The following is a 13,097-nucleotide window of genomic DNA, read 5'->3' as shown; positions in this document are numbered from 1 at the left end:
CTACATCATTTATCAAGAGTTACATTTGCTAAATTCACCAACAAACAGCCAAAAGCCAATCCTGCTCCAAAACCTGTCAATAAAGCATGTCGTGGGTGCTTGCCAGCTTTGAGTGCTTGATCAAGTCCGATTGCAACTCCAGCTGAAGAAGTATTGCCAATTTGATCGACATTAATTGCGAAACGGTTTAAAGGCAAATTCAAACTACCAGCCAAGTTCTCGATTAAGCGCAAATTAGCTTGATGCGGAACAACTAAACCTAATTGTTGGGAACTAATTTTTTGTGCTTTTAGAAATTCATCAATATAACGAGGGACCGTTTGTGAAACAAACTCAAAAACTGCGTGTCCATCTTGGTAAAAAGCATCAATCTGCGGGTACTGATCAGCTGAGATCTTTTGAATAACTGGAATTCGACCGCTATGAATGACCTCAGGAGCTGGTTGAGTCAAAAGCTTTTCTCCTAAAAAGAATTCTTCATTATTTTGATCAGTTGCTGACAGTAAAACTCCGCCAGCACCATCACCAAAGAAAACGGCTGAAGTTCGATCGTGGAAATCAAGCATTTTAGAATTAACTTCTCCAGCAATTACCAGCGCATGCTGATATTGACCAGAACGTAAAAACTTTTCAGCAGTGCTTAATGCAAACACGAATCCCGCACACGCAGCACTTAGATCAAACGCAAAAGCATGACTGGCACCAATTTTTTGTTGAACTAAAACGGCTGTTGCTGGTGTTAAAGAATCTGGCGTAATCGTTGCAACAATGATCAAATCAATCTTTTCAGCCGGCAAATGACTTGCTGACAGTAATTGTTGCGCTACATGAGTGCACAAGTCAGAAGTGTTTTCGGCTAGCGCAAAACGTCGCTGTTGGATCCCCGTATGCTGTTGGATCCATTGATCACTCGTTGCCATAATTTGGCTTAAATCATGATTTGTAACTACCTTCGTTGGTAAATAATGAGCACTTGCTGCTAATTTAACTGCAACTGTCATAAGAGCTTTCTCCTTTTAAAATTATCTTAACTAAAAATTAAGGACTAGGAACAAAAAAACGTTCCCAGTCCTTTTAACTTTTACTGCGGGTAAATGGATTCGAACCATCACGAGTCTCAACAACTCACCAGATCCTTAGTCTGACGCGTCTGCCAATTCCGCCATACCCGCAACAACATTCATCATTATAGCAAATTTGAATCGTAAAAACAAGTGATAGTTTAGTTTGGATTAACTAATTTCAATTTTCCACGACAAATACCGCAAACCAGCCGTTTAGTATTAATACGCCGCTGTCTTTGATATTGACGACCGCAATTTTGACAGACGTATAGATAATGATAATTGACCACTGTTAACCATGGAACATAACGAATTCCGCCAACTGAGCTCAGAAGGTGTTTAAAAGCTGCTGAGCGATGAGAAGCATCTTGTTGCTGCAAGTGAAGATGATAATGACACAGTTCATGTTTAATCACTCCGACCAACAGTTGGCGACCACCTTGCTGCCAAACTTTGGGATTGATCTCAATATTATGATTTTTCAACAAATAACGACCACCTGTTGTTTGCAAACGCCGATTAAAATAGATTTGGTGTTTAAACGGCCGTTGAAAAAAATCTAATGAGATCTGCCGTGTCATTTCAGTTAATATCTGATCATTCATTGCTTTGAACAATTTTATTTCCAAAAATCATCATAAACGTTAATTGGCAGATGACGTTTATGTTGGGTCTTTAGATACCAAGTTTCAATTTTTTCGGCTGACGAAGTTGATACATCTTTCCCTTCAAGATAATTATCAATGTCCTGATAGGTTACTCCTAAAGCAACTTCATCAGCTAAAGCCGGACGGTTTTCTTCCAGATCAGCGGTTGGAGTCTTCAGATATAAATGTTCTGGCGCATTTAAAACTTTTAATAATGCCTTTCCCTGCTGCTTATCTAAGCGCCATAATGGAGTAATGTCTGCTCCACCATCACCAAACTTGGTAAAAAATCCTGTAACCGCCTCTGCTGCATGGTCAGTGCCGACTACTGCACCTTGAAAAGCACCCGCGATTCCATACTGAGCGATCATTCGTTGGCGCGCTTTAATATTACCCTTGTTGAAATCACTAATTACGAGGCCATTGCTTTCCAAACTAGCAACGGTAGCATCAGTTGCAGGTTTAATGTTGACTCGAACTGTTCGATCAGCTTGCATAAATTCAATCGCATCCAGAGCATCTTGTTCATCAGCTTGGTTACCATAAGGCAAACGGACGGCAACAAACTGATATTCTTGATCCCCAGTCTCTTGACGAATTTCATTGATGGCCAATTGCGAGAGTTTCCCCGCCAAAGTAGAATCCTGTCCACCTGAAATTCCCAACACTAGGCTTTTTAAAAATGAATGCTTCTTTAAATATGCTTTCAAAAAATCTATACTGCGGCGGATCTCTTTAGCTGGATCAATTTCTGATTTAACGTGCAATTCTTTGATTATTTCTGCTTGTAATTTACGCATACTTGTTCCTCCGTAATTGAATGTAATATTTTCTATCATCACTTACATTTTACCTTTTTTTTAAGCAAATTTCACGATTTTCTTGTAAATGTTGTTATAACGGCTAATTTACTTGTTCAAGTCAATTCTGGTATACTATTAACAGTTTGATATGAAAGTGAGAATTAAAATGTCCAACATAAAACGAATCTCGATCTTAGGTATCGATTTTGATTGCCTGACTAATGCTGAACTTTTTCAGCAACTGCAGCGCGATCTTAAAAATCAAACTCGACGTTTTATCGTTACTGCCAACCCAGAAATAGTTCTGTATGCCCGTCAACATCCCCAATATGCTCGAATCATCAAGCATGCCAATTACGTAACGGCCGATGGAACTGGCATTGTCATTGGCTCAAAAATTCTTAAACGACCATTACCAGAAAGAGTTACCGGTTTTGATACTATGAAAAAGTTGCTGCATTTGGCAAATGATCGGCAAAAAAAAGTTTACTTTTTAGGTGCTAAACCTGAAGTTCTCAAAACAACTTTAACAGTCATTAAAAAAAATTATCCTAACTTGATCATCGCTGGAGCTCACGATGGTTACTTTAAAACAGATCAAGCCATTACCGACTCGATTCAACAAACGAATCCAGACATCGTATTTGTTGCACTAGGTTTCCCAAAGCAAGAAAAGTTTATCTACCAGTCATATTCAAATTCGCATGCCATTTGGATGGGTGTCGGCGGCAGCTTTGATGTTCTAGCAGGTAAAGTTAAGCGCGCTCCAATTTTTTGGCAGCAACACCAAATCGAATGGCTTTATCGCCTGTTGCAGGAACCTTCCCGCTTACCGCGAATGATGGCCTTACCTAAATATCTCTGCTTGGTACTTGCCGAAAAATTCCACTTGATCAAAAAATAAAAAGCTGAAGCAGTGAAACTAGGCACCTCGAAAAAGTGGTTAGCACGGAATGATCACCTGTTTCAGTTTTTCATTAGCTTTTGAATTCCAAGCCCGACAACTTTACTTTTCAAGATAAAATTCAAAACGTTCGCCGACATATTGAGTTCGAACATATTCAAATGGTCGTTGATCTGTTAACCAAGTTACTTGATGCAGTCTTAGGATGGCTTCTCCGCGTTTGATCTTCAAATATTCAGCAATTTTTTCGGAAGCTAACATCGCAGAAACCTTTTGCTGGGCATGACCGATTGCATAGCCATGCTCTTCTAAAACATGATAGAGTGAGCTTGTAACCTCTTCTTTACTGAAGTTTTGGACTAATTGATGGGGAACGGTGGCTACCTCAAAGCAAATTGGTGTTTGATCAGCATATCTGATCCGTTCCATTCTTAAAACCAGCTGTTTTTCATTCAGCTGCAACTTTTCCATTTCACTCAATGAAGGTGTCGTTATCCGATATGAAACTGTCTTACTGGAAGGTACCTTGCCTTGTGCACGTGTCAATTCAGTAAAGCTAGTGATTCCCGACATCTTTTCTTGCACCTTTTTTCGAGCAACAAAAGTTCCTGAACCAACCCGTCTTTCTAAAATTCCTTCATCAACGAGCGTTTGAATTGCCTGTCGTAAAGTCATGCGACTAACACCAAAATCAGTCGCTAATTTTCTTTCTGCTGGAATCCTTTGACCAACGACCCACTTGCCGGATTCAATTTCTCGTTTGATCTGATTATGAATTTGAATATAAATTGGTGATGCTGTCATTGGTCAAGCTCCTTTTCTTAGCTAATTGATATACCTTCTGCCTTGACTATAAGTCTCTTTTAAGTTTAATCCTTGGTCAAAAATATTCAAGTCTGCATCTTTACCAATCTCTAGGGTCCCTTGCTGAGCTAACTTAAACTCTTTGGCCTGATTGACTGAAGTCATCCAAACAGCTTCTTCTATGCCGCAACCAGTAAAGCGCATAATATTTTTAAAGGCATCCTGATATTGCAAGACTGATCCAGCTAAGTTGCCAGATTCAAGACGTGCTTGCTTGTCCTTAACAATGACTTTTTGACCGCCTAATTCTGAGATTCCTTCTGACATGCCCTTAGCCCGCATTGAATCCGTAACTAACTCTATTTTATGCGGACCTTTTAATTGGTAAGCCAAGCGAACCATGTCCGGGCAAACATGAAAACCATCGGCGATCATTTCACAGTAAATATTGTCTTCCAATAATGCATGACCGGTAACCCCAGGCTGACGATGCTTAAATTCCCGCTGAGCATTATACAGATGAGTCACGTGCGAAGCTTTAGAATGCAACAAATCTTCTCGCGTAGCATTACTATGTCCAACTGAAGGAACAATTCCATGGCTTAAACAATAATTTTCAAATTCTGCTGCATTTTCATTTTCGGGTGCGAAAGTCACTAACTTGACCAAATGACCGGATAATTCATTCCAGTGATCAAAAAGTTCAATATCTGGAGCTTGAATATATTTTTCGGGTTGAGCACCTTTAAAGACTGGTGAAATAAAGGGCCCTTCCAAATGAATTCCTTTGATAACAGGATTTCTCGCCGCTGCTGTTCTAATTCCGATCATCGCTTTGGCAATATTTTCATGTGACTGTGTCATAGTAGTTGCAAAATAGCTCGTAATGCCTTCATGGATCATTTGTTCGACCATCTGATCAATTTGATCAGAATCGCCGTCCATGGCATCAAAACCATAGCCACCATGACTATGAACATCAATGAAACCTGGCACAATTTTTGCCCCGGCTAAATCAAAAGTTGCTTCATCGGCAACTTCAGCTTGATACTCGCTAATTGGTCCCACATTCAAGATTTTTTGGTCAAAACGCAAATAACCATCCTCAATTACTGAAACTCCGGTATAAATTTTCGCATGTTTTAAAACTGTCTGCATAATTTAATCCTTTCCTTGATCCTTAGCAATCGTTGCATCAATTCCTTTGACAATCGATGTCATAAATCCTGCCTCTTCCATGGCCAATAAACCGGCAATCGTTGTTCCGCCTGGAGAAGAAACTGCATCGATCAAATCCCAAGGAGTCTGTTCATCACTTGCTAAAACTTTTTTGGCACTGCCGAGAACAGCCTGAGCAGCAATTTTGGTAGCTTGTTGTTTGTTAAAACCATATTTCACTCCCGCTCTTGACATTGCATCAATAAATAGATAGACAAATGCCGGAGAACTACCGGCTAAGGCAACAAATAAGCTGAAATCTTTTTCAGCTACTGTCATTGTTTGACCAAGTTTACCAATTAACTTTCGACAAAGTTCAAAATCTGCAGCTGATAAATTCTGATTAGCAGCTATTGCCGTCATTCCCGCATTGATTTCGACATTCACATTTGGCATAATTCGCAAAATTTTTAAATCATGATTTTGAAACTCTTGTTCCAGCTGTTTAAGCGAAAAACCAGTTACCATCGAAATGATGATTGGGTGTTGCTGAACCACTGTTGCCCTAATCTCTTGCAAAACAGCCGCTAAGGTTTGCGGTTTAACTGCCAACAATAGTAAATCAGCTTGCTGAGCAACTTCTATATTATTTTTGGCAGATCTTAAACCATATTTAGCTGCATATTTTTCATAATTACTTGGATGTGCGCTATGAATCACAAGTTCATTTGGTGAAACTGCTTTAACTTTCAACCATCCTTGAATGATTGCTTTAGCCATATTTCCAACACCAATAAATCCAATTTTCATTTTCACGCCGCCTTTGAAATTGATATATACCAATATCTTGAATTTACCTCATCTTAGCAGTAAAAGTCAATAAAAAAAGCCGTTCCTAATGAACGACTTACAATCAACAAGTTATGGAAGGGAGTGGATTCGAACCACCGAACCCGAAGGAGCGGATTTACAGTCCGCCGCGTTTAGCCAGACTTCGCTACCCTTCCAAATAGATGTTAATTAACACCTGACTTAAATAAGTATACGCTACTTCAATCAAAATTGCAATCAACTATTTGACACCACTCATTAATTTTTCGATTCTTGGTGAAATAACTAGTAGCAACAAGCCAAAAATGATCGTGATCGTACCGATAATTCCAAAATAGGCAATCTCTGTACTATGATTATAAAATCTTACTAACTGTGAATTCATCGCTTGAGCAGCAGCATCGCTTAAAAACCACATACTCATCATTTGCGACTGAAAAGCTTTAGGAGCCAATTTGGTCGTTGCCGATAAACCGATTGGTGAAATTAACATTTCACCAATAATAACTATTACCCAGCTCATAAAGAGCCAAAGTGGAGAAACCCTTGAATTCGTTCCGTAAAAGAACACCGGCAGTATCATCCAAAGAAATGAAATTCCAGCAAAGAATAAACCATACGAGAATTTCTTTGGCGATGACGGCTGATGCTTACCAAGTTTAGTCCATAACACTGCAAAAATTGGCACATAGATCATAATAAAGAATGGATTTAAACTTTGAAAAAGGCTTGATGGAAATTTGATTAGTCCAAAGAAGGACAGCCGTGTTTGCTCATTAGCAAATAAAGCCAGCACAACCGATCCTTGTTCTTCAATCGACCAAAACAAAATGCTGGCAATGAATAAGGGAATATAAGCTTTAACCCGTGAACGCTCGACTTTGCTAACTTTGCGGCTGGCAATCATCATAATAAAATAAAAGATCGGGATAAAAATCGCAACTATTGTAATTAAAAAAATAATATTTTGTAAATTTAATAGCTCAAATAGTTTCATAATAGTTAAAATTAGTCCAGTCGCAATTATTGCTAAAAGTGACCAACGTAAAACTTTTTTTAAATCCTCTGGTTCTAAAGGATCAGTTGGATATAAACTTTCACGTGAAAGATATTTTTTTCCATCAAAATAATACTGTAATAAGCCGAAAAACATTCCAATCGCTGCTAGGGAAAAACCTAAATGGAAATTAACATTTTGACCAAGATATCCAACTATGATTGGCGCAATAAATGCTCCCATATTAATCCCAAAAACAAAAATACTAAAACCAGCATCACGTCTTGGATCATTTTCTTGATATAATCCACCGACCATTTCAGAAATGTTTGGTTTCAATAAACCAGTTCCAATCACGATCAAAGCAATCGAAATAAATAAAGCAATTTTTCCAAATGGAGTAGCTAAAGCAATATGGCCAAACATGATTAAGATACCACCAATAAAAACCGTTTTGCGACTACCTAAAATTCGATCACTGACAAAACCACCCAAGACACTTGAAAGATACACCAATGAACCATAGATTGACATGATCGATGCTGCTAAAGATTTGTCTAGCCCAAGGCCACCCTTAGAAACCGCATAATACATGTAAAAAAGCAAAATTGCACGCATACCATAATAGCTAAAGCGCTCCCACATTTCAGTGAAAAAAAGTGTTGCTAAGCCACGAGGATGGCCTAAAAATTGCTGGTCATTTTTTTCTAAATTCATTTAAAAATTCCTCCAAAAAATACTTTTGAAACTTCTTAAAACAATAAATGTCACTCAATTTATAAGAATTAATCAATTTACTGCTTACTTAAATAAATTAATAATTTCTTGCAAATTTTAAAAGAACCAATCACCGTTTAACAAAGTTTTGATTTAATCTTACTGCTGATATTATTCATGAAAAAAATAATTAGTAATGTACATAATAACTAAATAAAAGTAAATCTATTCAGCAACCATAAACAACTCAGATTACTCTTATTTAAACTTCTTTAGTTCTTATTTGCAATAAAGAGCTCATTTTAAAACACAACCTATTAATTGTAACACAATAACTTTCTAATTAGCAAAACTTTAAGGGAACAATAATACTTACATTAAAAAACAAATTTTATATTTTATAATTGACAACCTTAATAATAATGATCAATTCAAACAGTAAATTTACAGTTTAATGATTAGTGTGGATTTATAAACGCTTCTTTTTGCAAACAAGTATAAGTTTGTCTACATAAAGAAAAATTTTTTATATAGACATCAACATTATTGATTACTTTAATAACAATTAAGTTGCAAGGTAAATATCTGCATAATAGTTAGAACTCTTGATAATAATCTCATAACGTGTTCTTCTTTCTGTTACTATCATGCGAGCTGGTTCACTAGTTTGACGTTTACCTTTAACTAGTAAAAGTGAAGATTTCCAAGCCTCAAAACGTTCTCGGTTATTAATGCAATCCGGTCGTTTTTCAATTGAGGTCTTAGCCAACAGCTTATTTTTTGTGAGTTTCTTACGATCGGGCTTTACATAACAGCACCGTTTAGAACAAATTGATGTTCTTCGTCTCTAAGTGGCCTTGATCAATATAACGATAACCAGTCGGAGTTGATGGATGAGGCTTATCTGGAGACTGATGCTTAAAAGCATGGACCAATGCTGTCAATCTGAGATCGACATTTAGGACCCGTTTTGAGCATTTTAAAAAGCAGTCAACAAGTTCTTTAACCATGAAAATGACATTTTTGCTGGTCTTGTTCATAATCTGACTTACATCCGTAAAATATTGTTTAAAGAAAAAATAGTCAGAATTACTTTCTAAAATAGTCCTACATCTGATTTTTCAAGAAATAGTACTGGCGGCTTCATCTAATTAAATGAGCAATATCCGCTTGAGATTTTTCCGATCTTCAAGTAAGCTTCAAATTTGTCTCTTTCTTCTAATAAGAGTTGCTGATAATGTTTGGCAGTTATTATCGGATTGGATCATCAAATTTTCTTTCTGTAAAGCCTTGACACTTTAAGGGTCGGTTTGTACATTTTTTGTTTGTTGCACTTAGACTGTAAATCATCGAACTAAAAAGCCCTATATTCAAAGGACTTTATCTTCCACCAATCCGATTGACAAAGACCCAGAAATTATTACTGAAAAGCGTAATGTCCACTATCCTAACAGGTATGTGATACTGACAGTTATTTTCACAGCGATACGTTTAGATGAGATCCAAGCTCTTGCTGGAAAAGACATCAATCCGACATGGAAAACTATCAGCGTCAATCAACAACTGATAGATTGGTTTTCAAAATTAAAAGTTAATCATTCTGAAATGGTATTTATGAGCTAGTTTGGCACAATTCCAGGAATCTTCATTTGCTTCGTCATTTGTACATTGCTTTCATGCTTTTTTAGGATGTTTCAATTTACGCAGTTATAAAAGATTGGGTCATTCAAATATTTCAACAACGATCAGTACTGCTTATTTGCTTAAAAGGTTGAACAAATTGCAACACTCAGAGCCCAAAATTGCGACATCATTGTAACAAAATTTTAAACTAGGCCCAATTAAAAAAAGCCTATATAAAGGCTTTTTTTATAAAAAGGCAAAGCTAAAATAAAGTATTTATGCCAGCTGCAGGATTCGAACCTGTGACCCTCGGTTTACGATACCGATGCTCTACCAACTGAGCTAAGCTGGCAATGACCCGTACGGGATTTGAACCCATGTTACCGCCGTGAAAGGGCGGTGTCTTAACCACTTGACCAACGGGTCAAATAGGCCTTTTTCAGGCCTACCACCAAAAAAGCCCGGAAAATAATCGACAATAATCAGTGAAATACTAGTTATCCTCATTTTCACGAGCTACATCAAGCACGGCAGCTTCCTACCCTCGCAGGGGGCGATCCCCCAACTACTCTTGGCGTTAAGAAGCTTAACTTCTGTGTTCGGCATGGGTACAGGTGTATCCTTCTTGCTATCGCCACCGCACTTCTCTTTGAGAAAAACTTGTTCCCTCAAAACCAGCTAATATCTCTTTTTCCCTTAAACACTTTGTCTTTTCTTTGGTTAAGTCTTCGACCGATTAGTACTGGTCCGCTCCATGCATCGCTGCACTTCCACTTCCAGCCTATCTACCTGATCTTCTCTCAGGGGCCTTATTTCCTACGGAATGGGAAATCTTATCTTGAGGTGAGTTTCGCACTTAGATGCTTTCAGCGTTTATCTCATCCACACTTAGCTACCCAGCTATGCTCTTGGCAAAACAACTGGTACACCAGCGGTGTGTCCATCCCGGTCCTCTCGTACTAAGGACAGATCCTCGCAAATTTCCTACGCCCGCGACGGATAGGGACCGAACTGTCTCACGACGTTCTGAACCCAGCTCGCGTACCGCTTTAATGGGCGAACAGCCCAACCCTTGGGACCGACTACAGCCCCAGGATGCGATGAGCCGACATCGAGGTGCCAAACCTCCCCGTCGATGTGGACTCTTGGGGGAGATAAGCCTGTTATCCCCAGGGTAGCTTTTATCCGTTGAGCGATGGCCCTTCCATACGGAACCACCGGATCACTAAGCCCGACTTTCGTCCCTGCTCGAATTGTAACTCTCGCAGTCAAGCTCCCTTCTGCCTTTACACTCTGTGAATGATTTCCAACCATTCTGAGGGAACCTTTGGGCGCCTCCGTTACCTTTTAGGAGGCGACCGCCCCAGTCAAACTGCCTACCTGACACTGTCTCTCGCCAAGTTGATTGGCGCAGGTTAGAGTGTTCATCCAACGAGGGTAGTATCCCACCAATGCCTCCGCCGAGACTAGCGTCCCGGCTTCTATGGCTCCTACCTATCCTGTACAAGTTAAACAAACACCCAATATCAAGCTACAGTAAAGCTCCATGGGGTCTTTCCGTCCTGTCGCGGGTAACCCGCATCTTCACGGGTATTATAATTTCACCGAGTCTCTCGTCGAGACAGTGCCCAGATCGTTACGCCTTTCGTGCGGGTCGGAACTTACCCGACAAGGAATTTCGCTACCTTAGGACCGTTATAGTTACGGCCGCCGTTTACTGGGGCTTCAATTCTGAGCTTCGCCGAAGCTAACCCATCCTCTTAACCTTCCAGCACCGGGCAGGCGTCAGCCCCTATACTTCATCTTACGATTTTGCAGAAACCTGTGTTTTTGATAAACAGTCGCCTGGGCCTTTTCACTGCGGCTGAGCTTTCGCTCAGCACCCCTTCTCCCGAAGTTACGGGGTCATTTTGCCGAGTTCCTTAACGAGAGTTCTCTCGCTCACCTGAGGATTCTCTCCTCGACTACCTGTGTCGGTTTGCGGTACGGGCAACTTTGATCTTACTAGAAGCTTTTCTCGGCAGTGTGACATCAGCACCTTCACTACTTAAATTTCGCTACTCATCACAGTTTGTCCTTAAATAAGCAAGCATTTGACTCGCTTAAAGACTTGCTGCTTGAACACACCTCCAACAGTGTGCGTGCTTAGCCTCCTGCGTCCCTCCATCGTTCAAACGATCATCGCTGGTACAGGAATCTCAACCTGTTATCCATCGCCTACGCCTTTCGGCCTCAGCTTAGGTCCCGACTAACCCTGGGTGGACGAGCCTTCCCCAGGAAACCTTAGTCATTCGGTGGACAGGATTCTCACCTGTCTTGCGCTACTCATACCGGCATTCTCACTTCTAAGCGCTCCACCAGTCCTTACGATCTGGCTTCACCGCCCTTAGAACGCTCTCCTACCACGCAGCCTAACGGCTGCATCCACAATTTCGGTAATATGTTTAGCCCCGGTACATTTTCGGCGCAGGGTCACTCGACTAGTGAGCTATTACGCACTCTTTAAATGGTGGCTGCTTCTGAGCCAACATCCTAGTTGTCTATGCAACTCCACATCCTTTTCCACTTAACATATATTTAGGGACCTTAATTGGTGGTCTGGGCTGTTTCCCTTTCGACTACGGATCTTATCACTCGCAGTCTGACTCCCGAAGATAAATCAATGGCATTCGGAGTTTATCTGAATTCAGTAACCCAGGATGGGCCCCTAGTTCAAACAGTGCTCTACCTCCATGATCCTAACTTCGAGGCTAGCCCTAAAGCTATTTCGGAGAGAACCAGCTATCTCCAAGTTCGTTTGGAATTTCTCCGCTACCCACATCTCATCTCAGCATTTTTCAACATACACGAGTTCGGTCCTCCAGTGCGTTTTACCACACCTTCAACCTGGACATGGGTAGGTCACCTGGTTTCGGGTCTACGTCTACTTACTTATTCGCCCTCTTCAGACTCGCTTTCGCTACGGCTCCGTTATTTCCAACTTAACCTTGCAAGCAAACGTAACTCGCCGGTTCATTCTACAAAAGGCACGCTATCACCCGTTAACGGGCTCTAACTACTTGTAGGCACATGGTTTCAGGAACTATTTCACTCCCCTTCCGGGGTGCTTTTCACCTTTCCCTCACGGTACTGGTTCACTATCGGTCACTAGGTAGTATTTAGCCTTGGGAGATGGTCCTCCCGGATTCCGACGGAATTTCACGTGTTCCGCCGTACTCAGGATCCTGAACTGAGAGAGTTTGATTTAGTCTACAGGGCTGTCACCAACTTTGGCTGACCTTCCCAGGTCATTCGACTATCAAACTCCTTGGTAACTCAAATGTTCAGTCCTACAACCCTAGGAAGCAAGCTTCCTAGTTTGGGCTTTTCCCTCTTCGCTCGCCGCTACTGGGGGAATCGAAATTTTTTTCTTTTCCTGCAGGTACTTAGATGTTTCAGTTCCCTGCGTTTACCTCCAACTAGTCTATGAATTCAACTAGCGGTAATAGCTTGTTACAGCTACTGGGTTGCCCCATTCGGAAATCTCCGGATCACAGCTTACTTACAGCT

10 protein-coding genes, 4 tRNA genes and 2 rRNA genes are annotated in these 13,097 nt (G+C 40.3%); 1 reads left to right on the top strand and 15 read right to left on the bottom strand.

Translation table 11 applies throughout. The features are described 5' to 3' along the window. Window positions 1-5: 5 nt before the first annotated feature. The 4 genes from KH893_RS00080 to nadE form a co-directional block, all read right to left on the bottom strand. On the bottom strand, window positions 6-1,001 hold the full coding sequence (locus tag KH893_RS00080) for a beta-ketoacyl-ACP synthase III (protein ID WP_281164122.1): 996 nt from the start codon (window positions 999-1,001) through the stop codon (window positions 6-8). A gap of 84 nt (window positions 1,002-1,085) precedes the next feature. After that, a tRNA-Leu gene (locus tag KH893_RS00075) sits at window positions 1,086-1,172 on the bottom strand. 50 nt (window positions 1,173-1,222) lie between these two features. Then, on the bottom strand, window positions 1,223-1,669 hold the full coding sequence (locus tag KH893_RS00070) for a SprT family protein (RefSeq protein WP_281164346.1): 447 nt from the start codon (window positions 1,667-1,669) through the stop codon (window positions 1,223-1,225). 14 nt (window positions 1,670-1,683) lie between these two features. Further along, window positions 1,684-2,511 carry an ammonia-dependent NAD(+) synthetase gene (gene nadE, locus KH893_RS00065; RefSeq protein WP_281164121.1) on the bottom strand — a complete coding sequence of 276 codons (828 nt, stop codon included), beginning with the start codon at window positions 2,509-2,511 and terminating at the stop codon, window positions 1,684-1,686. Between the two features lie 169 nt (window positions 2,512-2,680). Here nadE and KH893_RS00060 point away from each other — a divergent pair, with 169 nt between their 5' ends. Then, the gene (locus KH893_RS00060; protein WP_281164120.1) at window positions 2,681-3,418 is read left to right on the top strand and encodes a WecB/TagA/CpsF family glycosyltransferase; all 738 of its coding nucleotides are present in this window, start codon (window positions 2,681-2,683) and stop codon (window positions 3,416-3,418) included. A 102-nt stretch (window positions 3,419-3,520) separates the two neighbouring features. On the opposite strand, the gene KH893_RS00055 is transcribed toward KH893_RS00060, so the two are convergent. The 11 genes from KH893_RS00055 to KH893_RS00005 all read right to left on the bottom strand — a co-directional run. Then, a complete protein-coding gene (locus KH893_RS00055) occupies window positions 3,521-4,222 on the bottom strand; it encodes a GntR family transcriptional regulator (RefSeq protein WP_281164119.1) in 702 nt (233 codons plus the stop codon). 21 nt (window positions 4,223-4,243) lie between these two features. Then, on the bottom strand, window positions 4,244-5,380 hold the full coding sequence (gene nagA / locus KH893_RS00050) for an N-acetylglucosamine-6-phosphate deacetylase (protein WP_281164118.1): 1,137 nt from the start codon (window positions 5,378-5,380) through the stop codon (window positions 4,244-4,246). Window positions 5,381-5,383: 3 nt separating this feature from the next. Beyond that, entirely contained in the window at window positions 5,384-6,190 is an 807-nt protein-coding gene (gene proC / locus KH893_RS00045; RefSeq protein WP_281164117.1) for a pyrroline-5-carboxylate reductase, read from the bottom strand. Between the two features lie 114 nt (window positions 6,191-6,304). Beyond that, a tRNA-Tyr gene (locus KH893_RS00040) sits at window positions 6,305-6,387 on the bottom strand. A gap of 65 nt (window positions 6,388-6,452) precedes the next feature. After that, entirely contained in the window at window positions 6,453-7,925 is a 1,473-nt protein-coding gene (locus tag KH893_RS00035) for a peptide MFS transporter (protein WP_281164116.1), read from the bottom strand. A gap of 565 nt (window positions 7,926-8,490) precedes the next feature. Next, window positions 8,491-8,694 (bottom strand): hypothetical protein, encoded by a 204-nt coding sequence (locus KH893_RS00030; RefSeq protein ID WP_281164115.1) that lies wholly within the window; start codon window positions 8,692-8,694, stop codon window positions 8,491-8,493. Between the two features lie 52 nt (window positions 8,695-8,746). Further along, a complete protein-coding gene (locus KH893_RS00025) occupies window positions 8,747-8,965 on the bottom strand; it encodes a hypothetical protein (protein WP_281164114.1) in 219 nt (72 codons plus the stop codon). Window positions 8,966-9,827: 862 nt separating this feature from the next. Continuing rightward, window positions 9,828-9,900, bottom strand: a tRNA-Thr gene (locus tag KH893_RS00020). Between the two features lie 2 nt (window positions 9,901-9,902). Then, a tRNA-Glu gene (locus KH893_RS00015) sits at window positions 9,903-9,974 on the bottom strand. 99 nt (window positions 9,975-10,073) lie between these two features. After that, window positions 10,074-10,190 (bottom strand): 5S ribosomal RNA (gene rrf, locus KH893_RS00010). 74 nt (window positions 10,191-10,264) lie between these two features. Beyond that, window positions 10,265-13,097, bottom strand: a 23S ribosomal RNA gene (locus KH893_RS00005); the annotation flags it as partial.

Source organism: Liquorilactobacillus sicerae (assembly GCF_029916425.1).
Taxonomy (GTDB): Bacteria; Bacillota; Bacilli; order Lactobacillales; family Lactobacillaceae; genus Liquorilactobacillus; species Liquorilactobacillus sicerae.
Note: the sequence above shows the minus strand (reverse complement) of the source record. Positions and strands in the feature narration are given on the sequence as shown.